The organism is Bradyrhizobium vignae, from assembly GCF_004114425.1.
Taxonomy (GTDB): domain Bacteria; phylum Pseudomonadota; class Alphaproteobacteria; order Rhizobiales; family Xanthobacteraceae; genus Bradyrhizobium; species Bradyrhizobium vignae.
The window spans coordinates 86,822-108,236 of sequence record NZ_RDQF01000008.1 but is presented as its reverse complement, the minus strand read 5'-3'; the positions used below and the strand labels follow the sequence as shown (position 1 = coordinate 108,236).

Annotated in this window: 20 protein-coding genes; 5 read left to right on the top strand and 15 right to left on the bottom strand. The window is 64.6% G+C overall.

Annotated features, from left to right (window positions below):
• Window positions 1-2,409, bottom strand: a complete 2,409-nt coding sequence (gene clpA / locus EAV90_RS09495; RefSeq protein WP_122402848.1) for an ATP-dependent Clp protease ATP-binding subunit ClpA — start codon at window positions 2,407-2,409, stop codon at window positions 1-3.
• Window positions 2,410-2,678: 269 nt separating this feature from the next.
• Window positions 2,679-3,011 carry an ATP-dependent Clp protease adapter ClpS gene (gene clpS, locus EAV90_RS09490; RefSeq protein ID WP_162500239.1) on the bottom strand — a complete coding sequence of 111 codons (333 nt, stop codon included), beginning with the start codon at window positions 3,009-3,011 and terminating at the stop codon, window positions 2,679-2,681.
• Window positions 3,012-3,487: 476 nt separating this feature from the next.
• On the opposite strand from clpS, the gene EAV90_RS09485 reads away from it, so the two are divergent.
• Window positions 3,488-4,876: a TadE/TadG family type IV pilus assembly protein gene (locus EAV90_RS09485; RefSeq protein ID WP_122402846.1), complete on the top strand. Its 1,389-nt coding sequence runs from the start codon at window positions 3,488-3,490 to the stop codon at window positions 4,874-4,876.
• A gap of 77 nt (window positions 4,877-4,953) precedes the next feature.
• Here the strand turns inward: EAV90_RS09485 and EAV90_RS09480 are convergent, their stop codons facing one another.
• Window positions 4,954-5,292: a phasin family protein gene (locus EAV90_RS09480; protein WP_122402845.1), complete on the bottom strand. Its 339-nt coding sequence runs from the start codon at window positions 5,290-5,292 to the stop codon at window positions 4,954-4,956.
• Between the two features lie 387 nt (window positions 5,293-5,679).
• On the opposite strand from EAV90_RS09480, the gene EAV90_RS09475 reads away from it, so the two are divergent.
• Window positions 5,680-7,503, top strand: a complete 1,824-nt coding sequence (locus EAV90_RS09475) for a D-alanyl-D-alanine carboxypeptidase (RefSeq protein WP_129143236.1) — start codon at window positions 5,680-5,682, stop codon at window positions 7,501-7,503.
• Window positions 7,504-7,736: 233 nt separating this feature from the next.
• On the opposite strand, the gene EAV90_RS09470 is transcribed toward EAV90_RS09475, so the two are convergent.
• From EAV90_RS09470 to EAV90_RS09455, 4 genes are all read right to left on the bottom strand, one after another.
• Window positions 7,737-8,462, bottom strand: coding sequence for a DnaJ domain-containing protein (locus EAV90_RS09470; protein WP_122402843.1), 726 nt, complete (start codon window positions 8,460-8,462; stop codon window positions 7,737-7,739).
• Between the two features lie 61 nt (window positions 8,463-8,523).
• Entirely contained in the window at window positions 8,524-9,273 is a 750-nt protein-coding gene (locus EAV90_RS09465; protein WP_122402842.1) for a vWA domain-containing protein, read from the bottom strand.
• A gap of 136 nt (window positions 9,274-9,409) precedes the next feature.
• Window positions 9,410-10,270, bottom strand: coding sequence for an alpha/beta fold hydrolase (locus EAV90_RS09460; protein ID WP_122402841.1), 861 nt, complete (start codon window positions 10,268-10,270; stop codon window positions 9,410-9,412).
• 342 nt (window positions 10,271-10,612) lie between these two features.
• Complete coding sequence (locus EAV90_RS09455; protein ID WP_122406620.1) at window positions 10,613-11,536, bottom strand: division plane positioning ATPase MipZ; 924 nt, start codon at window positions 11,534-11,536, stop codon at window positions 10,613-10,615.
• A gap of 283 nt (window positions 11,537-11,819) precedes the next feature.
• Here EAV90_RS09455 and panC point away from each other — a divergent pair, with 283 nt between their 5' ends.
• A complete protein-coding gene (panC, locus tag EAV90_RS09450) occupies window positions 11,820-12,671 on the top strand; it encodes a pantoate--beta-alanine ligase (protein ID WP_122402840.1) in 852 nt (283 codons plus the stop codon).
• On the opposite strand, the gene EAV90_RS09445 is transcribed toward panC, so the two are convergent.
• From EAV90_RS09445 to EAV90_RS09430, 4 genes are all read right to left on the bottom strand, one after another.
• On the bottom strand, window positions 12,668-13,108 hold the full coding sequence (locus EAV90_RS09445) for a DUF1489 family protein (protein ID WP_122402839.1): 441 nt from the start codon (window positions 13,106-13,108) through the stop codon (window positions 12,668-12,670). The two genes, panC and EAV90_RS09445, sit on opposite strands and share 4 nt — an antisense overlap.
• Before the next feature lie 42 nt (window positions 13,109-13,150).
• Window positions 13,151-14,134, bottom strand: a complete 984-nt coding sequence (locus EAV90_RS09440; protein ID WP_122402838.1) for a hypothetical protein — start codon at window positions 14,132-14,134, stop codon at window positions 13,151-13,153.
• 157 nt (window positions 14,135-14,291) lie between these two features.
• Window positions 14,292-14,495 carry a hypothetical protein gene (locus tag EAV90_RS09435; protein ID WP_085969273.1) on the bottom strand — a complete coding sequence of 68 codons (204 nt, stop codon included), beginning with the start codon at window positions 14,493-14,495 and terminating at the stop codon, window positions 14,292-14,294.
• Window positions 14,496-14,801: 306 nt separating this feature from the next.
• Entirely contained in the window at window positions 14,802-15,464 is a 663-nt protein-coding gene (locus EAV90_RS09430) for a glutathione S-transferase family protein (protein WP_122402837.1), read from the bottom strand.
• 124 nt (window positions 15,465-15,588) lie between these two features.
• On the opposite strand from EAV90_RS09430, the gene EAV90_RS09425 reads away from it, so the two are divergent.
• Entirely contained in the window at window positions 15,589-16,302 is a 714-nt protein-coding gene (locus EAV90_RS09425) for a DUF599 domain-containing protein (protein WP_122402836.1), read from the top strand.
• Between the two features lie 277 nt (window positions 16,303-16,579).
• Here EAV90_RS09425 and EAV90_RS09420 read toward each other — a convergent pair whose 3' ends face one another.
• The 4 genes from EAV90_RS09420 to mgtE form a co-directional block, all read right to left on the bottom strand.
• Window positions 16,580-17,500, bottom strand: coding sequence for a hypothetical protein (locus EAV90_RS09420; protein ID WP_129143235.1), 921 nt, complete (start codon window positions 17,498-17,500; stop codon window positions 16,580-16,582).
• 49 nt (window positions 17,501-17,549) lie between these two features.
• On the bottom strand, window positions 17,550-18,368 hold the full coding sequence (locus EAV90_RS09415; protein ID WP_122402834.1) for an aldo/keto reductase: 819 nt from the start codon (window positions 18,366-18,368) through the stop codon (window positions 17,550-17,552).
• 140 nt (window positions 18,369-18,508) lie between these two features.
• On the bottom strand, window positions 18,509-18,826 hold the full coding sequence (locus EAV90_RS09410; protein WP_122402833.1) for a helix-turn-helix domain-containing protein: 318 nt from the start codon (window positions 18,824-18,826) through the stop codon (window positions 18,509-18,511).
• 187 nt (window positions 18,827-19,013) lie between these two features.
• Window positions 19,014-20,435 carry a magnesium transporter gene (mgtE, locus tag EAV90_RS09405; RefSeq protein ID WP_122402832.1) on the bottom strand — a complete coding sequence of 474 codons (1,422 nt, stop codon included), beginning with the start codon at window positions 20,433-20,435 and terminating at the stop codon, window positions 19,014-19,016.
• 81 nt (window positions 20,436-20,516) lie between these two features.
• On the opposite strand from mgtE, the gene EAV90_RS09400 reads away from it, so the two are divergent.
• Window positions 20,517-21,314, top strand: coding sequence for a polysaccharide deacetylase family protein (locus tag EAV90_RS09400; protein ID WP_122402831.1), 798 nt, complete (start codon window positions 20,517-20,519; stop codon window positions 21,312-21,314).
• The last annotated feature ends 101 nt before the right edge of the window (window positions 21,315-21,415 follow it).

Genomic DNA, 21,415 nt, shown 5'->3' with positions numbered 1-21,415 from the left:
TCAAACCTTGACCAGCGGCCCCTTGGAGGTCGGCCCCTTCGAGCCGCCAGGACCGCCCGGCTTCGACTTGCCCGGCGGGCGCTTGCGGGCGCCCGGGAGCTTCTCCTGCTTCGGCGTAACCGGACCCTCAACGAACTCGAATCCGATCTTCTCCTTGCTCTCGTCGGCCTCGTCCTTGACCAGAACGACGCGAACGTGGCCGCCGCCCTTCAGCTTGCCGAACAGCACCTCGTCGGCCAGCGGCTTCTTGATGTGCTCCTGGATCACGCGGGCCATGGGACGTGCGCCCATCTGCTCGTCATAGCCGTGCTGGATCAGCCAGGCCTTGGCCTCTTCGGACAGCTCGATTGTGACGTCGCGGTCGCCGAGCTGCGCCTCGAGCTGAAGCACGAACTTCTCCACGACCGTGCCAATCACCTCGACGCTGAGATGGCCGAACGAGACGATGGCATCGAGACGATTGCGGAATTCCGGCGCGAACTGCCGGTTGATCGCCTCGTGGTCGTCGCCTTCGCGCTTGGAGCGGGTGAACCCGAACGCCTGCTTGGCGAGATCCGCTGCGCCCGCATTGGTGGTCATGATCAGGATCACGTTGCGGAAGTTGACCTGCTTGCCGTTGTGGTCGGTGAGCCGGCCGTGATCCATGATCTGGAGCAGCACGTTGTAGAGGTCCGGATGCGCCTTCTCGATTTCATCGAGCAGCACCACGCAATGCGGATGCTGGTCGACGCCATCGGTGAGCAGGCCGCCCTGGTCGAAGCCGACATAGCCGGGAGGCGCGCCGATCAGGCGCGACACGGTATGCCGCTCCATATATTCGGACATGTCGAAGCGCAGCAGCTCGACGCCCAGCGCGGCCGCGAGTTGCTTGGCAACCTCGGTCTTGCCGACGCCGGTGGGTCCGGAGAACAGGTAGCAGCCGATCGGCTTCTCCGGCTCGCGCAGGCCCGCGCGTGCCAGCTTGATCGAGGCGGCGAGCGACTCGATCGCCTTGTCCTGGCCGAACACGGTGCGCTTCAGGGTCTGCTCGAGATGCTTGAGCACCTCGGCATCATCCTTCGACACGCTCTTCGGCGGAATCCGCGCCATCGAGGCGATCGTGGTCTCGATCTCCTTGATGCCGATGGTCTTCTTGCGCTTGTTCTCGGCAACCAGCATCTGCGCCGCACCGGACTCGTCGATCACGTCGATCGCCTTGTCGGGCAGCTTGCGGTCGTGGATGTACCGCGAGGAGAGCTGCACGGCGGCCTCGATCGCCTCATTGGTGTACTTCAGCCGGTGGTAGTCCTCGAAATACGGCTTGAGGCCCTTGAGGATCGCGATGGCATCCTCGACCGTCGGCTCGTTGATGTCGATCTTCTGGAAGCGCCGCACCAGAGCGCGGTCCTTCTCGAAGTGCTGACGATATTCCTTATAGGTCGTCGAGCCCATGCAGCGGATCGTGCCCGAGGCAAGCGCCGGCTTGAGCAGGTTGGAAGCGTCCATCGCCCCGCCCGACGTCGCGCCCGCACCGATCACGGTGTGGATCTCGTCGATGAACAGGATCGCATTGGGATGCGCCTCGAGCTCCTTGAGCACCTGCTTCAAGCGTTCCTCGAAGTCGCCGCGATAGCGCGTGCCGGCGAGCAGCGTGCCCATATCCAGCGAGAACACGGTCGCGGCCGCCAACACTTCCGGCACCTCGCTGTCGACGATGCGCTTGGCAAGGCCTTCCGCGATCGCGGTCTTGCCGACGCCGGCCTCGCCGACGAACAGCGGATTGTTCTTCTGCCGGCGGCACAGCACCTGGATCGCGCGGTTGATCTCGGAGTTGCGTCCGATCACCGGGTCGATCTTGCCGTCGCGCGCCTTCTTGTTGAGGTTGACGCAATAGGTCTCGAGCGCCTCGCCCTTCTTCTTGGCATCCTCGTTGCCCTTGGTCTCGGTCTCCTCGTCGACGCCGCGCACAGGACGCGCCTCGGAGACGCCGGGCCGCTTGGCGATGCCATGGCTGATGTAATTGACCGCGTCATACCGCGTCATGTCCTGCTCTTGCAGGAAGTAAGCGGCATGGCTCTCGCGTTCGGCGAAGATCGCGATCAGCACGTTGGCGCCGGTCACCTCTTCGCGACCCGACGACTGCACATGGATCACCGCGCGCTGGATCACGCGTTGGAAGCCGGCGGTCGGCTTGGCGTCGTCGGCGCCATCCGTCACCAGGTTCTCGAATTCGGTCTCAAGATAGTTGACGAGGCTCGTACGGAGCTTGTCGAGATCGACGCTACAGGCGCGCATGACGGCGGCTGCATCGGAGTCGTCGATCAAGGAGAGCAAAAGATGCTCGAGCGTCGCGTATTGGTGATGACGCTCGTTTGCGATCGCCAGCGCACGATGCAGGGATTGTTCAAGGCTTTGGGAAAAAGTCGGCATTCGCGTCCTCTATGGCCCCCACCATCATGATCGCCATCGCCCGGTCAGGCAACAACAACCTTCGTCACATATAGTTATACAAGATCGCGGCAAAAGACCGGTTCCGCGACTCGGCGGCTGCGCACCCCGGAATATTCTCGATGCAAAACCCGTTCCGATTTGGGCGGGATTGGCGAGGGCGTGGATTTCCGTAGTTTGCCGGTTACAAGCGGCGTCGCGCGCGCCACACGGCGGTCACACTGCTACTTACACTTCGAACGCGCCGTGACCTATTTCTTCTCCATCACGCATTGCAGCGGATGCTGGTGCTTGCGGGCGAAGTCCATCACCTGCGTCACCTTGGTCTCGGCAATCTCGTAGGTGAACACGCCGCACTCCCCGATCCCATGATGGTGGACGTGCAGCATGATCTTGGTCGCAGCCTCGACGTCCTTGTTGAAGAACTTCTCCAGCACGTGGACGACGAATTCCATTGGCGTGTAGTCGTCGTTCAGGATCAGCACGCGGTACAGATTCGGCCGCTTGGTCTTGGGCTTGACCTTGGTGATGACCGACGTGTTCGGCCCGGACGGGCCGCCCGCACGGTTGTCATCATTGCTCATCCGGAGAGCGTGGGCGGCGGCGGACAGGTCGAGTCTGGAAGTCAGTTGCGGCATGGCACAGGCGTTCAAATTCCCCACGGAAGCGAAAGACGGTCCGCCGCACCGCTCCGCACCCGGAGCCTCGCACAGGCGCGCCGCCCTATTGGATCGCCGCTTCCAACCGGTCCGGTCGAAGCCGGATCGCTCGCAAGCAATATGGGCCCCCTCCCGCCTCGCCGCAAGCGTGCCACCTGGTCGATGCGGCTCGCGGCGGTCCCGATTCCCGGTCCGGGCGATCCCCACCAAGGTTAATCAATCCGGACCGATTTGACAAAAATTTCCGGCCGGCCTGTTTAGAACGCGTTGACCAGGAACCCAGCCGCGGTGCAGGGCGCGACCTTTTGGTCCGTGGTCCCTCCGGCTTTGCAGCGTGCAATTTACCGGCGATTCAACGATGTGGCGCAAAATCCGGCAAAGTCACAGATTTCGGGGTCGCCATGTGTCGCTCGTCCGTCGTCATCCGCATTGGTCGACAGCTCGCCCGTTTTGCCGGAGCCGAGCAAGGCAATATCGCCGTGATCTTCGCCATCGCGCTCGTCCCGGTGTTGACCTTCATAGGCGCCGCCATCGATTACAGCCGGGCCGCCAACGCCCGTACCGCGATGCAGGCGGCGCTGGACTCCACTGCTCTGATGCTCTCCAAGGACCTGTCGGCGGGCACAATCACGACATCCCAAATCAGCTCAAAGGCACAGAGCTACTTCACCGGCCTGTACACCAATACAAGCGCTCAATCCCTCTCGATCTCCGCGACCTACACCGCCGCCAGCAGCAGTAGCAATGCGACGGTCCAGGTCACCGGATCCGGATCCATCCCGACCGAATTCATGAAGATCGCCGGATTTCCGAACCTCGGTTTCGGCGCGACCGCGACCAGCACTTGGGGAGCCAACCTGCTCCGCGTCGCACTGGTGCTCGACAACACCGGATCGATGGCCAACTACAACAAGCTCGCCTCGTTGCAGAACGCCGCCAAGAGCCTCGTGACCCAATTGTCTAATCTCGCCGTCAACCCCGGCGACGTCTACATTTCCGTCATTCCGTTCGAGATCGATGTCAATGTCGGCACGTCCAACGTCAATGCGAGCTGGCTGCGCTGGGACCAGTGGGACCCCACGAATTATCCGAACTCGTCGTATCCCTGGCAGACCTATTGCAGCGGCGGCTACTGGATGACTTATGCCCAATGCGTGGGGCACGGCTACACTTGGAATCACACGCCTACGATCGACAAGACACTGTGGAACGGATGCGTGACCGACCGCGACAAGAGCTCCAACTACGATGTCACCTCGACCGCGCCCTCCTCTCTCGCCACCTCCTTCTACGCGGATCAGGATCAATCGTGCCCGACAGCCCAGATCCTCCCCCTGACCTACAACTGGACTGCGGTCAACAACACGATCAACTCGATGACCGCGCGCGGTGCAACCAACCAAACCATCGGCCTGCAGTGGGGCTGGTTCTCGCTGCTCCAGCAGTCTCCCCTCAATGCACCGGCGGAATCGATCACCGGCAACACCTACCAGCACATCATTGTGCTGTTCACTGACGGCCTGAACACCGGCAACCGCTGGTACGGTGACTTCTCTAGTACGAGCACACAGGTCGATGCCCGCATGAGCACCTTGTGCACGAACATCAAGAATTCAGGCGTCACCATCTACACCGTGCAGATCGATACGGATGGCGCTGGCCAATCGGCGGTCCTGCCGGCCTGCGCGAGCGACTCAAGCAAGTTTTTCATGCTGACGAGCTCCAGCCAGATCGCATCCGCTTTCAGTCAGATCGGAACCTCCATCTCCAAGCTCCACGTCTCGCGCTGACGCGGAAGTGGAGCCACTCACAAAAAAAGCCCGGCTGTTTCAGCCGGGCTTTTCGCTTCCAGGATTTCCCGGAGAGTTTAGTGAGCGGCCGGGGTGAACTTCGACACAATCGTCTCGACCGGCTTGAACGCCTGCTTGGCGAGGTCGTTGTAGAGGCCGGCGATCTTCTGCGATTCCGCAACGAAGGTCTCGTAGGCGGAACGGGCAAAATCGGTCTGTGCTTCCATGGCCTTGTCCAGCGACTTCACGCCGGAAAGCTTCTCGACAAAGGACTTGGTGTCTTCGAACGACTTCTTCGTATAGTCGCCATAGGCGCTCGCGATCGCCTGGAGGCCGTGCTGCACCGAGGTCGCGGAGGCAACGCACTGCTCGAACTGCTCTTTCCCGTAGTTCTGAAAGTCTTCAACCTTGAACATCTCGGAATCCTTTTCCCTGGCTCACGTCGGGAAGCCCCGGCTCCCTGACTTCGCCCAAAATTAGTGCAACGCACAAAAAAGTCAACAATCTTGTGCATCGCACAAAATTCGATGCAAATCGCAGAAATTCCCGGGGTTTCCCGCAAGGGTTCCTTAAGCTTTTGGAAACCGCGGCCCCCTACCCTGATTCCCTGGACGTGTTCACTTCCGCAAGCGGCCAAAAGCCGTTTGAGAACATCACCTTGGCCAGAACAGCGGCTCGGGTCCAACGTCCCCCGCGGCGAACACCAGCGGAGGGACAGCCTGAGCAGGTAATGATCCCGGGTTTATTGGGCACAATTTCGCCTCACGGGCCGGTGATCAAGTCAGAAACGGGGACGGGGTTCCATGCTTCGTAAAAACTTGTCTTCCTCGCGCTTGGCGCGGGTTGGCGTTTTCGGGCTTCTTACGGTCACCACCGCAGTCATCTTCACCACCGATGCTGCCGAAGCGCGGCGCCATCGCCGACACTACGCGCACCACCGGGTCCAGCGCGATGTGTCCGAGAGCTCCAGCCCGAAATTCGCGTCCATCATCATCGACGGCAATTCCGGCGCGGTGCTGCAGGCGACAAGTCCTGACGGGATTCGCCATCCGGCCTCGCTGACCAAGATCATGACGCTCTATCTGCTGTTCGAGCGCCTGGAATCCGGCAAGATGAAACTCGACACTGAGATGCCGGTGTCCCAGCACGCTGCCGACCAGGATCCGACCAAGCTGAATCTGCGTGCCGGCCAGACCATTCGCGTTGAGGACGCGATCAAGGGCCTCGTCACCCGTTCAGCCAACGATGCAGCCGTGGTGATCGCAGAAGCGATCGCCGGTAACGAGGACGACTTCGCCCAGATGATGACGCGCAAGGCGCGCTCGCTCGGCATGTCGCGGACGGTCTACCGCAACGCCAATGGCCTTCCCAACGACGAGCAGGTCACGACCGCACGCGACCAGGCTACGCTGGGTCGCGCCATCCAGGAGCGCTTCCCGCGCTACTATCGCTATTTCGCGACCTCGACCTTCAATTGGCGGGGACAGTCGATCCGCAACCACAACCACCTGCTCGGCAGCGTCGAGGGCGTGGACGGCATCAAGACCGGCTACACCCGCGCCTCAGGCTTCAACCTCGTTACCTCGATGCGCCGGGGCAACCGCCACCTGATCGGCGTTGTGCTCGGCGGCCGTAGCGGCGGTTCGCGCGACGCCATCATGCGCAACCTGCTCGCCGAGAATCTCGAGAAGGGTGCAACCGTCCACACCGTCGCCGCAGTCACGGAGCGCAACGGCGCCGAGGCCAATACCGACGTCGCCGATGCATCGGATGCTCCCCGCTCCGCGCCGCAGGTCCAGGCCGCTGTAGCGCCTGCTCCCGAGGCTGCCCCGTCACGCCTTGCCGCGCGTCTGTCGACGCTGGCCGCCGCGACTGCCGCCATGCCGCCCGCTCAGCCCAAACCCGAAGTTCGGCCGACGGAGTCCAAGGTCGAACCTGCGCCGCTCACCAATGGTGTGATCTCGAGCCAGCCGCTCTCCATCATCCCCGGCTCGTCCGAGCCGATGAAGCCGGTTCGGGTCAAGACGGTTCAGGTCAAGGCCGGCGCCGTGAAGGTCGCCTCTGCGGCCCCGGCTCAGGTCGCGCCGCCGGTCACCAGCACCATCCCGCCGCGTTCGGACGTCGCGGAAACCTCCGGCGCCATCGTCGCCAGGGCAGACCTCATCAACAAGCCGGAGGCGGTGAGCCAGCCGGAAGCGCCGAAGGCCGAGATTGCCCGCACCGAACTGCCTCGGCAGCCGGCCGGCTTCGGCACCGGCAACGGCATTCTCGGGGTGCTGCCGGCCGCGGCGCCCGCTCCCGCCGCTCCGAAGCTCGCGTCCGCCGAGCCGCCGTCGCAGCCGATCCAGATGAGCGCCACCACCAGGCCAGCCGTCACCCACAGCGGCTGGATCGTCCAGGTCGGCGCGCTCGATAGCGAGAACGAAGCTCAGCAGCGCATCGATGCCGCCCGCAACTCGGCGCGCGGCTTGCTCAGCAAGGCCGACCCGTTCACCGAGCCCGTTGTCGCCAAGGACAATCGCAAGCTCTACCGCGCCCGCTTCGCCGGGCTCGAGCGCGACCAGGCCGAAGCAGTCTGCCGCACCTTGAAGCGTGCCGAGATCTCCTGCATCACCGTTCGCAACTGATCTCCTTCCTCCGTTGCAGACCAAATGCCCGCGCCTTGCGCGGGCATTTTCATTTTGGGCTGCGGTGATGCCGAAGCGGTTTCACGACAAGGCTGTTCCACGACAACCTCTCGTCAAGGATTTACGGTTAAAACTTTGCTTGAGGGGATCGACCACGCCGACACAGGCGGGCGACGGCGACACAGAGCAAACGGAGCTCACGCGGTACGGGCGTTTGTGGCGTGGTGCCGGAGTTAGCCGTTATGCGTGCGAAGCAGAGTATCCTTGGCCTCGTTTACCCGGGCAGCGAGATACGTCGAGCCCCCTTGGTCGGGATGGAGTTTCTTCATCAGGGCCTTGTGGGCCCGGCTGATGTCGTCGCGCCCCGCGCCCGGCTGCAGGCCAAGGATCTGATAGGCTTCCTCCGCCGTCATTTTGCTGCTCGCCGCCGTGCGGCGCTGCCGCCCTGCCGCATCGCCCTGCGCGTTCTGACGCCAAGCGGGAAACCGGCGGTCCAGATAGCTTTCAAGTAAGGCCACGCTCTCGGCGTCGAAGGTCGGGACCATCGCCAGCAGGCCGGCGAGATCGAACTCATCGAGACTGCGCCCGGCGTGAGGCCCCGCGACGATCTGGCCGGAAAGCTGGCCAGAGTCGTGGTCGAGCCGCATGTCCAGGAATGGCGAGCGCACCCGCGAGGCCTGCCCGGACGGGCGCGTCGCGCCGCCGCCGAACAGCCCTCCGACATTGCCGAAGCCGGCATTCGCCAACGGCGTCCAGCCGAGCAACCCGGCGCCAAATATTCCGAGGGGGATCGCAACCGCCAGCTCGCCGCGCAAGCCCGTGAAGGCTGCGACCGCCAGCGCCAGCACGCCGCCGCCGAACTTGATGGTGCGCGCCAGCACCGCCGGATTGGCGGAGCGGAACATCTGGAGCAGCAGGTAAAGCGTGATAACAGCGACAGCGCCGGCAAGCAGGGTCATGGCCGGAATATAGTCGTCCTCTCGTCAAAAAGCATGGCGTTCACTGCCGCCGGCCAGGCCGCTATTTCAGCTGGCTGATCAGCTTCGCCGCGCCGCTCACGCTTCCAGCCAATTTCAGCAACGCCTCACGTCCGCCGGCGGCATAGGCCGCAGCTGCCCGCAACAGCTCGCGCAGCTGCGCCGCCGCACCGGGATCGAACCGGCACCAGGCACCGCCAGTCAGGCGCGCGATCTCGCGGAAGGCCCGCTCGGCGACGGCGTCATGACCTTCCTGAAACACGAACACCGGCACCTTGAGCATGCCGAGTTCGCCGGCTTTGGCGCAGAGCTGGTCGATTTCTTCCTCCATGGCATCGCCGACGAAGACCACGGCCCGCACGCCGGATGCGACCGCCTCGCGCCGGGCCTCGCTCAGTACCTTGCCAATCTGGGTGTCGCCGCCGCGGCAATCGATCTTGCTCATCAGCGCCGCCAGCTTGGCGCTGTCGGAGATCCAACCCGTGGCCCGGCACTCGTTGAAGCCGCGATAATAGACCAGCCGGATGTCGAGACTGCCGAGCGCCGCGGCCTCGCGAAACATGTCGGCCTGGAGCGCGCAGGCCATGTCCCAGGTCGGCTGCCGGCTCATCGTCGCATCCAGCGCAAAGATCAGCCGTCCCTTCGCGCCCGGTGCATGCGGTGACAGGGCCCGCGCCTTGGCGACGAAGGCGGCGATGTCTTCCGCGGTTGAGGTCCCCGCTTGCGGTAGCGCGCCGTCTGCTTGCGCCGAGACGGCATCGCGACCGCGCGGTTTGATGGGTTCGCCCGACATCGCTTGCACCTTGCGTGAACGGCTAATGTGGTCAGCGCATGCGGCCCGGTCAATGCGCAAAGCCTCCGCGGGCGGGCGCCGGCGGAGGCTTACAGTCGAGCGGCGATGTCAGCTCTTGTACGTCAGCCCTTGTACGTCAGCTCTTGGCAGGCGCCATCAGGGCGACCGGACCAGGCTCGAGGACCTTGGGCGGGGCCGATTGCGTGTCGACCGGCGCCACCTCGCTGTCCGTCGCGTTCAGGAACTTGTCGAGCATGCTCTGGATCGAGCTCTTGGCCGCATCCGGACCGGTGTCGCGCATGTCGTTGTGCTGGAATTCGGTCTTCACGACCTGGATGCCCGCCTTCTCGCATTCCTCGTCGGTCGGGAGCACGCCTGCGTCCGTCTTGAACTGTGGATCCTGCGAGCGGAACGAGAGGATCTTGAACTTGCCGGCGGTGACGAAGGGCACGCGCAGATTGTCGAGCGTGACGACCTTCTTGACTTCGTCCGGATACTGCTTGGCGAAGTACATCGTGATGTCGCCGCCCATGGAGTGGCCGACCATGGTCACCTTGTCATAGTCGGCGTTGGGCTGAACCTTCTTCATCTCCTGCATGGCGAGATGGATGTTGGCGACGCCGCGCAGGATCTGCGGCAGCCGGCCGACGTAGAGTTCGCCGGGCTTGGTCACCATCGGAGGATCGGTCGGCAAATCATGCTGCGGGCTCACGACCATGTAGCCGCGCGCGGCGAAGATGTTGGCGAGGAAGCCGTACTCGGTGTTCTTGACGGTGTTGCCGTGGTTGATCACGGCGACCGGCAGCGTGATCATGCCGGCATTGGCCTGCAGTTCCTTGTCGCGGCGCACCGCGATGTCTACGGGCACCGGGCGGTTGTCGCGCGAGGCATCGTAGAAGGTGATGGTCTCGTGCTTGATCGCCCACTTGCTCGCCGTGAAATAGGCGATGCCGCAGAGGGCACTGACCGAAACCAGAACGGCAATTCCACGCTTCATTTTCGTCCTCAGCCTCAGGCTTTGCGGCCTGAATCCCTGTTGAAAATCGTGTTCTTCCGGGGCTCTTCGGCCCCTGGTCGCCTATTCCCTAATATATGTCACAGGAGCGTGACAGGAAGGCTAAATATTGTGAGCCCGCAGCCCTTTCATTGTGCGTCGCACACGGTTTGTGAGCACCCCATCCTCATACCGCTACGTCAGGGTGCAGGTCACCGTTCGACGCAACCGGTCTCGATTCGGTTCGATTTCGCAGTAGATGCAGGATAGAACGCGCCGGACGCGGGCCGGGTTCCCGCGACAGGTATTACCCGGAACGGCTGGAACTGGCGCGATACCGAGGCGTCAGGCGCCGAGGATGTCGTGGACCTCAAGCGGCTTGTCGACCTGGCTGAACCACTCGGCCCGGTTGGCGGCGCGGCGGCGGCCGCGCTCGTCGAGCGGCAGCTTGAGCTGGCGGAGCAGGCTCGTCACCTCTTCCCGCGCGGTGAGATGGCCGAGATTGGGCCGCATGCCGAGCGTGGCCTCATCGATCTCATCGAGGGCGGTCAGGCCGCGCGGAAAAAATTCGCGGTACACGACACGCTCGGCGAAGCCATCGACGTAGCGGAACCCGAGCCGCAGCGACAAATCCTTCAACCCCTCGGCGACGAGTTGCTTGTTGCGGGAGCCGAGCATGGAGAGGCGGTTGCGCACGACGATCCAGTCGGTGGTCGCGCCATCGACCTGGCGGCGCTTGCGCCTGACGTCGCGTACCATCTCGGCATAGTGACTCTCGCCCGTCACCGCGTAGCTCGCGGGATCGACGGTGCCGAGCACATCGAAATCGAGGAAGCTGTCGTTGATCGGCGTCACCAGGGTGTCGGCCATCGAATGGGCAAGCCGCATCAGATAGCTGTCGGTACCGGGCGTATCGATGACGATGAAGTCGAAGCTGCTCTCGACTGCCGAGACCGCCTCCATGAACTGCTGGAACTCGGAAGTCTCGTTCTCGGCAATCTGCATGGTCTCGCCGAGCTTGATGCAGCGATGCACCGGCAGTTCGAGGTCGAGCTTGGTGCGACGGGCCCAGGCGGCGCGGTTGTCGATATAGCGGGTGAAGCTTCGCTGGCGGCAGTCGAGGTCGATGGTGGCGACCCGCTGGCCGGCCTTCAGGAGCGCAACAGCAATGTGCAAGGCGGTGGTCGATTTGCCGGAGCCGCCCTTCTCGTTGCCGAGCACGACCACATGCGCCGCGCCGGATTGGCCTTGGCTAGCCTGCACAAGCATAGCGATCCTCAACACCCTGACGAATATCTTCGAGTTGGTCGCCTCTGCGGTCAAGTGAAATGCGTGACAGGTAATGCAAATCGCAGCGCGCCCTGCTTCATCATGAATCGCGCGCCATCTTTCATCTGCGATCCGGCCCACAATGTCGCAAACGTGCTGCGCCACCGTGCGCGGGATGCTGTGCCGCATCCGGATGCATGGCGTCCACGAGCGCCGCTTGTTAAGGTTAGCCTGCTGGCGCTGCGCCCGCGCCTTTCGTCGCTTCCCAATCCGTCGAGTCCTGATGTCAGCAAGCCCATTGATCGCCCGCACGGTCCCCACCCTGCGACGCGCCATCGACAATCTCCGCAAGCGAAAGGCCACGATCGCGCTGGTCCCGACCATGGGGGCCCTTCACGACGGGCATGTGTCGCTGGTTCGTCTTGCCAAGCGGCGCGCCACTCGCGTCGTGGTGTCGATCTTCGTCAACCCCACTCAGTTTGCCCCGACCGAGGATTTTGGTGCCTACCCGCGAACCTGGAAGGCCGATATCGCCAGGCTCGTCGCCGAGGAGGTCGATATCGTCTGGCACCCGGGCGTCGCAGCCATGTATCCGGAGGGCTTTGCCACCCGCATCGTGCCGGAAGGGCCGGCGCTGGCCGGGCTCGAGGACCGCTTCCGACCGCACTTCTTCGGCGGTGTCGCCACCGTCGTCGGCAAGCTGTTCACGCAGTGCCGGCCTGATGTGGCGATCTTCGGCGAAAAGGACTTTCAGCAGTTGCGGGTGGTGATGCAGATGGCGCGCGACCTCGACCTCGGCGTCAAGGTGATCGGCTCCCGCACCGTGCGCGAGCGCGACGGGCTCGCGATGTCCTCGCGCAACGTCTACCTCTCGCCCGAGGAGCGCCAGACCGCCACCGTCCTCTACCGCGCCATGAAAGAGAGCGCCGCGCGCATCCGTGCCGGCGATTCGATCGCGCCTGCGATGGGAGGCGGCGCCGAGATGATCAAGGCGGCAGGCTTGGCGCTCGACTATTACGAGGTCCGCCATGCCGAGACGCTGGCACCGGTCACCTCGCGCAAGGACGGCCCCCTGCGGATCCTGGTCGCGGCCAGGCTCGGCACCACCCGGCTGATCGACAATATCGCTGTTTAGAGCAGCCCGAGGTCACGCAGCTGGCGCCGCATCGGCTCCGGCATCGCCGCAATCGAGCCGGCCGCAGACTTGCCGAGATCGGCCGGCGCGGAATCATCGGTCAGATAGCGCCAGCCCTGGAACGGGCGCATCGGCCGCGGCGAGACCGAGATCACCTTCGGCTGCATCACGATCCGGCAGCGCCCGATGCCGTCCTTGTCGCGGAACGGCTCGATGCCGATGATCTTCTCGCGCGCGGCGATCTCGCCCTTGATCACCCAATAGAGCGAACCTCCGGCGAGGATTTCGGCGTCGCGCTTCGGCACCATGCGGGTGATGTGGATGTGACGTTGCGGCAGACCCTTCTTCTTGGCGGTCCGCATCCGTTCGGCCACCCACTCCTTCAATTCCTTGACGGAGTCGCAGCCGACGGCGAGCTTGATCAGATGGAGTGGCATGCCCAAGCATTAGCCGGGCAGCCACGCATTGGGAATGCCGATCTATTCATTATCCGCAGCCGGAGCAGCGGCCGATGCCGGCGGCGGTGCGAGCGGAACCGGTGCGGCTGCCGGCGCACGCGCAGCTTTTGGCGCCGGCGGCTTCTTCGCGGCCGGCGCTGCGGCCTGTGCCGAGGTCGCGGCCGGCGCACGCGGTGCCGCCGCTGCGTTTGCGGCCGGCGTCGCCTGGCGGGTCGCCGCGGGCGACGGTTCCGGATTCATGATGCTCACCGGTGGCGTCGACGAAGCGCTCGGGAACTCTGCATTGGTCGGCTTGCCCGTCGGCACCGATGGCGGCATCCCGGCGAGTGCAGCGGTGACCGGCATCGCTGTCGCTGCTGCAGGCGTGTTCCAGGTCGGCGCATAGCGCGCGACCAGCGTGTCATAGAGATGGGAGTCCATGTTGGCCGCGACCTGCCGCTGGTCGGCCAGCGAGCGGAACGCGGCGCAATCGACCTGCGTGCAGCCGTCGCGCATCATCAGCACATGCGCGACAAGGCCGTAGCGATCACGCTCCAGCGACTTGCGCAGCACCTTCATGTCGATTGTCAGACTCTTCTCGGCCGCGGCGGCGTCGCCGAGCGCGGTCAGCCGGTCGATCCTGGCGGCAGTGTAGGAGACCGCCGCAGCCGCTGCGTCAGGCGCACCGAACAGCGCCTTCTCGCAACCAGCGGCGACGACATCGCCGGCGAGATCGTCGAGACAGGACAGCGCCGGCAGGCTCGCGGTCACCGCACCTTGCGCGCGCGCTTCGGCTGGAGCGGACTGCGCTTCCGGTCCATAGACGCGCACGGTGGCGGCCCCCGCGATCGCGATCGATAACAGCGTGATGACGGTCAGCGCACCATTGGCGACCGATCTGTCGGCGCGCAGCAGCGTGATCAGGAGGATCAATCCGAAGAATCCGGCAGCCGCCAGCGTCATCCACATCGGGAGGGCCGGCGAACGCCAGATTTGGTCAAGCGAACTGGCCCATGCCCAGTTCATGCGCGACGTCCCCTCACGCGAGCAAAGAGCGAATGGTCAAGCGAGCACCGCGTGTCGGCAACTGCCCCCGCTCACCTTGTGAAGGTGAAGCAGGCCTTTTGACGGCGGCAGAATGCAATTCCCCGGGGTCGCCAATGCGCTGACGGCGTCACAGCCTTCAGGAGAGCGCGAGCTGGCTTTCCTTGGCAACGCGCTCGAAAGCTTCGGTCGAGCTCTTGATCCGGTACTGGCAATCGTCGCCTTCGGTCGGCAGCAGGCGGATGACCTCATAGGCGCCGCTGGCGGCCGGACGCGCAACATTGCTAGCCGTGAACAGGACGCGCGTTCCCACGGGGAATTTGTGCTTCAACACCCTCTCCATTACTCAAACAGCGCCTGCCTCGCCCAGTGTCCCACTGCGATGGCTGGCCGGAAACCCGGGCCGCTATATAGCACGCGGCCGGTCGTTTTGGCCAGCACCATGCCAGCATGGCGAGCACACAAATTTTGCAGTTTTTTCAGAATGATAGAGATGGAACCAGCGGACCGATGATACCGCCGGGGTCGCTGGTTCAGGGGGCGTGTGGCAGGCCGGTCGCAGCTCCGAGTGAGGCGTTGCTCTGGTCGATTTCCGGATCATGAGAGCCGCCGGCCGACACGCGGTCGGCCGCACCCACCAGAGCTGCGATCAGGCGTCCTCGAATTTCGCGATGACAAGCGTTTCAGCCAGCCCGTCGCGCGTCCATTCCTGGAATGCCGGCAGCGCCATCATCGTTTCCATGTAGGCCCTGGTGTCCGGCGCCACCTCGATCGCATAGGTGCGGAAGCGGTGCACGACCGGCGCATACATGGCGTCCGCCGCGCCGAAGCGGCCGAACAGGAACGGCCCCTTCGCGCCATAGCGGGCGCGGCATTCGCGCCAGATCTCCTCGATCCGAGCGATGTTCGCCTTGGCGTCCGCCGACAGCGTCACGGGGCGGATCGGCCGATGCAGGTTCATGCCGCACTCGTTGCGCAGAGCGGCGAAGCCGGAATGCATCTCGGCGCACACCGAACGGGCATGCGCGCGCGCAGCGACATCGTCCGGCCACAGCTTCACTTCCGGGTAGCGCTCGGCGATGTATTCGATGATGGCAAGCGAATCCCACACCGTGATGTCGCCATCGACCAGCACCGGCACCTTGCCGGCGCGGCTGAAGGACAGGATCTGCTCCTTGTCCGCGGGATTGTCGGTGTAGAGCGGGATCAGCGTCTCCACGAACGGGATGTCGTTGGCGCGGAGCGCGAGCCAGGGCCGCATCGACCATGACGAGTAGTTCTTGTTGCCGATCGCGAGTTTCAGCGCAGCCATGTCACCAGTCCTTCCCGAGACGTCCTAGAGCGAGCTGCTTTTAACGCCATCGCCTGCCGCCAATCAATCGTTGCTGCGCCCCGTCATGCGTGGCAATCGTTGCGGTCCTTGCGAGGAGAAAGACATGAGCAGGCATTGGGTCGACATCGCTGCCGTCGGCTTCTTCATCATCGAATGGCTGATTTATGCCCTGACGCTGGAGCACTCGGCCTATGGCCGCGACAGCCTGTCGGCGCGCATGAACGGCTATCGCGAGGTCTGGGTACGCCGGCTGCTCGACCGCGACACGCGCATGGTCGACATGCAGATCATGGCCTCGCTCCAGAACGGCACCGCCTTCTTCGCCTCCACCAGCCTGTTCGCGCTCGGCGGCGCGCTGGCGCTGCTGCACGCCACCAACGACGCGATCACGATCCTGAGCAAGCTGCCGATCGACCTCAGCACCTCGCCCGCGCTGTGGGAGCTCAAATGCGTCGGCCTCGTGCTGATCTGCGTCTACGCCTTCTTCAAATTCGCCTGGGCCTATCGCCTGTTCAACTATGTCGCGATCCTGTTCGGCGGCATGCCGCCGGCCAACCGGCGCGACACGCCGGAGGCCGAAGCCCACGTCATCCGCACCTCGCGCCTGTTCGAATCCGCCGGCCGCCATTTCAATCGCGGCCAGCGCGCCTTCTTCTTCGCGCTCGGCTATCTCGGCTGGTTCGTCAGCCCATGGGTGCTGTTCGTCACCACCGCAGCCGTGGTGGTCGTGACCTGGCGCAGGCAGTTCGCGTCGAGCGCGTGGGCCGCGATGGCGCCGGAGGTCAACCTTGATGAGGGGATGAAGCGCAGTCATTGATCTCTCGTGTCCCGGACAGGCTGCAACGCGCGAAGCGTTGCGGCGCAGAGCCGGGACCCCGAGCAACACGGCACGGGCGCGGCGACATGGGCCCCGGCTCTGCAGCGCACGCTGAAGGAGCGCTGCGCTGCGTCCGGGGCACGCGAGAGGCGTGTGGTCCACGCTCTCTCCTCCTCGTCATTGCGAGGAGCCCTTGCGACGAAGCAATCCAGAATCCCGCCGCGGAATTTGCGTGATGGGATTGACAGAGGGCGACACAGGCACGATGGCGGGAGCGCTACGACCCAAAATCCTTCGGGCTGAACGGCAGGTCCAGCACCTTCCATTCCCCATACAAATTGGCCGGCAGCATCTTGTAGGGCTGGCAGTTCTGGAGCGCGCTCATTGCAGACTTGACGATGGCCACGCCTTTCGCGGACGGCGGCGCTTCGATCAGGATGGGCTCGCGCGCCAGCGTGCCGTCGGTGGCGAACACCGCGCGCAGCTTGACACGGACGTTGTCGCTCGGCGCGACCCCGGCGGGCAGCTTTGCGCAACTTCGCAAATGACGACGGAGTGCCGCGATGACTTCGGCCGGCAACCTGGCCGCGATCGAATCCTTGGCGTCGCCGCCATCGTCCTTGGGGGCATCCTTCGGCTCGGGCGGCAGCTCGGGCGGCAGGCCCAGCATGACCCCGTATTTGACTGTGACGTCGGGCTGGGGCGCCTGATAGGCCGGCGGCGCAGCCTGCTGCTGCGGCATCGCCTGAGGCGGCGTTTGCGGCGTCGGCTGAGAGTGCTGCTGCGGCTGAGACTGCGGCTGCGGTTGCACGTTGGCCTCGTGCTGCTTCGACGCCTGTGCGGGTTGCGGCTGCTTCTGCTGTGGCTCGGGCGAGGCGTGCGGTGACGACGATGGTGCCGCAGTCTGCTGCTCGGCCGCAGACTTCAACGCTGTGTCCGCCTTGTCGTTGAGATCGAGCTTGGGCAGCTTCAGGTCGGGAAGCGGCTCGGGCGGCTTCTCCTTCGCCGCTTCCTTCTCCTCGGCCTTGGCTTCCTCCTGCTTCACCTGCTCCGGCGTGACGATGTCGACCGTGACAGTCTCGGACGGCGCGGCGTGAAACGGATGGACCTCGCTGATCAAAACGATCAGCGCCACCAGCGTCAGATGCGCGATCGCCGAGGCCGCAATGTCCGTCCGTATGATCTTCCGCAGTTCCATCGACCGATCTTGGGTTGCCGTCGCGGTCCTAGCATACCGCGGGTCCCTCTCAATCCCATTTCGGCGCGAAGCCAAAGTCGGTCAGGCGTCCCTTCGGGGTGGCGAGCGCGGCGATCCGGCTCATCTCCTCCTCCGACAGCTCGAAATCGAAGATCTCGATGTTTTCCGACAGGCGCTCGACGCGCGAGGTGCGCGGGATCGCAGCGACATTCTGTTGCACCAGCCAGCGCAGGCAGACCTGCGCCGGCGTCTTGCGGTGGATGCGCCCGATCTCGGCAAGCCTCTGGTCGGTCTTGATGCGGCCCTTGGCGATCGGGCTGTAGGCGACCAGCGCGAGGCCGTGCTGGTCGCAGGCCGCCCTCACCTTCGCCTGGTCGAGATAAGGATGATACTCGACCTGGTTGCAGACGAGCGGCTCCGGCGAGGCCGCCACCGCCTGCTCGATCAGCGCCACCGTGAAATTGGAGACACCGATGTGGCGCGTCAGGCCCATCGTCTTTGCATGCGACAGCGCTCCAAGCGTCTCCGCCAGCGGCACGTGGGGATTGGGCCAGTGCAGCAGCAGCAGATCGACGGAGGGAAGCCGCAGGCGTGCGAGGCTCTCCTTGACCGAGCGTTCGAGATCGTGGGGCGCGAAATGGTTGGTCCAGACCTTCATCGTGAGGAACACTTCATCGCGACGCACGCCGGAGGCGCGCAAGCCATCGCCGACCTCGCGCTCATTGTCGTAGGCCTGCGCGGTGTCGAGGTGGCGATAGCCGAGCCGCAGCGCCTGCTCGACCACGCGCGCGCAGGTGCGCCCTTCAAGCTCCCAGGTCCCGAGCCCGATCGCCGGAATCCTTGCACCATTGGCCTCTACGAACAGCATGAGGAATCCCCTCTGTTGCGGCAGCCCCGTCGACATTATGGACCTCGTCCGGGATGGTTGCCAACGGACGTCAGTGCTATCGGGACGGATGTTCAGGGCAATGCTAACCGGAGGTTCGCGCGAGGCTTCAGGCCTTGACGTCACGCCTTGGCGAGCGCCTGGAACACGGTATCGGGCGCATGCGCGATCACCGCGAGCAGCGCGCGGGCCGGCCCCCGAGGAGCACGCTTGCCCTGCTCCCAGTTGCGGATGGTCTCGACGGGAACGCCGAGCTTGGCCGCGAACTCCATCTGGGTCAGGCAGGCGCGGCGGCGCAAATCGCGCACCGCGAGCGAAGAGGTGTCGGCCGGCGCGGCATTGGCCGCAAGCTCGACCGCCGACGGCTGGACCGGAAACTCCTGTCCGTCCCGCAATTCAACGACCCGTCCGTCCGCCTTCAGCCGCAACCGCATGTCCAGTCCCCCAAGCGCAGCGATGATGCGGCAGGTCGCTTAAGTTCGGATTAAAGATTGTCTCGTGCCCCCAAACGCTGCGCAGCCAGGACACGAGAGTGAGGATGCCCCCGCTGCCTCCTCCGTCATTGCGAGGAGCCCTTGCGACGAAGCTCGCAATGACGTGGTGAGAGCCTGGGGTCCCAAACCGGCCCTACTTCAACCCGAACCAGAGCGTCGCGATGCCGAGGAAGGAGAAGAAGCCGACCACATCGGTCACGGTGGTCACGAACGTGCCCGACGCCACCGCGGGGTCCGCCCGCACGCGCTCCAGCGCCATCGGGATCAGGATGCCGCCGAGCGCGCCGGCGACGAGGTTGCAGATGATGGCGAGCCCGATGACGATGCCGAGGCCCGGGATCTTGAACCAGGCCACCGCGGCAATGCCCGTGATCACGGCGAAGGCGAGCCCGTTGACGAGGCCGACCAGCGACTCGCGCAGCACCACGCGCCAGGCATTGGAGGAGCCGAGCTCGCGCGTCGCCAGTGCCCGCACCGCGACCGTCATGGTCTGGGTCGCCGCATTGCCGCCCTGGCTCGCCACGATCGGCGCCAGCACCGCGAGCGCCACCATCTTCTCGAGCTGCCCCTCGAACAGGCCGAGCACGGAGGACGCCAGGAACGCGGTGGCGAGGTTCACCAGCAGCCAGTTGAAGCGGCCGCGCGCAATCGTGAGGACGGTGTCCGACAGCTCTTCGTCGCTGGTGACACCGCCGAGCGCCTTGAGGTCCTCTTCCGCCTCCTCCTCGATGACGTCGACGACGTCGTCGACGGTGATGACGCCGACGAGGCGGTCCTGGGTGTCGAGCACGGGTGCGGCGACGAGATTGTACTTGCCGAACATGCGCGCCACCTCTTCCTGGTCCTCCAGGACGGAAACGCGGCGGCGGTCCTCGTCAGTGAGTTCGGTCAACGCCACCGGCCGGCGCGTGCGCAAGAGCACATCGAGCGGCACGGCGCCCTGCCAGTGCTGGTCCTTGTCGACGACGTAGATTTCGTAAAAGCGGTCGGGCAGATCCGGCGTCTCGCGCATATAGTCGATCGCCTGGCCCACGGTGAAATCCTGGGGCACCGCGATGAACTCGGTCTGCATGCGGCGGCCGGCGGAGTTCTCCGGATACAGCAGGCTGCGCTCGAGCGCGACGCGCTCCTTGAGCGGCAGCTTTTCGAGGATTTCCTCCTGCTCCGCGGCGTCGAGGGTTTCCAGGAGTTCGACCGCATCGTCGGATTCGAGCTCGCGGACACCCTCGGCGACCGTCTCCGGCGGCAGCTCCTCGAGGATCTCCTCGCGCACGGTCTCGTCGACCTCGTTCAGCGCGGAGAAGTCGAAATCACGGCCGGTGAGTTCGACGAGGCGGACGCGGGCGTCGGGCTGCAATGCCCCGATCAAATCGCCGAGATCGGCCTCGTGCAGCTCCGCGACGCAGGCGCGCAGCGCCGCACTGTCGCCGGCCTCGATCGCATGGGCAATTTCCTCGACGAATTCGTGACGAATTTCGCCGTCTTCATTGCGCATCGGCACGTGGTCGAGTACCGAATCCGAAGCGGTAGGGGCAACGTCCATATGTTCGTCCATGGCGCGCCTCGCCGTTTGACAGGTGGAACGAGTGATCTGGGCTGACGATCAGGCAATACCCACAAGGCAACTCCGAGCGCAATGACAAAGATGCTCCAACTGAGGTGGACCTCGATGATGGCGGGTGCGCTCGTCGTCGGCATCGTCTCGACGGATGCCGCCGAGTGCCCGCGCAAGGACGCGCTCGGTACCTCGCGCATCCTCAGCGTCGACGCCAAGACCTATCCGCGCGTCGGCTTGAAGAGCTTTCCGCAGACGCTGCCGCTGGCCGATCACGAGGTCGTGCTGACCTTCGACGACGGCCCCTACCCGCCGACGACATCGAAGGTGCTGGCGGCGCTGGCGCAGGAGTGCGTGCGCGCAACCTTCTTCCTGATTGGTCTGCACGCCACCGAACACCCCGAGATGGTCAAGCGGATCGCGCGCGAAGGCCACACCATCGGCCACCACACCTTCTCGCATCCGTTCATGGCGCGGATCCCGTTCGACAAGGCCAGGAGCGAGATCGACCGCGGCATCGCGGCCGACGAGATGGCGCTGCACGGGGTGTCGACGACGACACCATCGACGCCGTTCTTCCGCTTCCCCTATTTCGAGGGGACGCAAGCGCAGCTCGACCTGCTCCAGTCGCGCGGCATCGTCGTGTTCGGCGCCGATCTTTGGGCCAGCGACTGGAACGAGATGACGCCGGAACAGGAGTTGAAGCTCGTCACGGAGCGCCTCGCGGCTAGCGGCAAGGGTATCATCCTCTTCCACGACCCCAAGGCGCGCACGGCGGCGATCATGCCGGCCTTTCTGCGGTATCTGAGAGAGAACGGCTTTCGCGTGGTTCACGTCGTGGCGGCCGGCGCGCCGCCGAAGAATGCCGATGCGCGCTGATCCCGGAATGTCACGCCGGCGCAAAATGGGGTGATTTTGGCCCTATTAACACTCTGTTCATGCTACGCCGTGCAAACATGGAGGGGACGTGCGCCTGAACC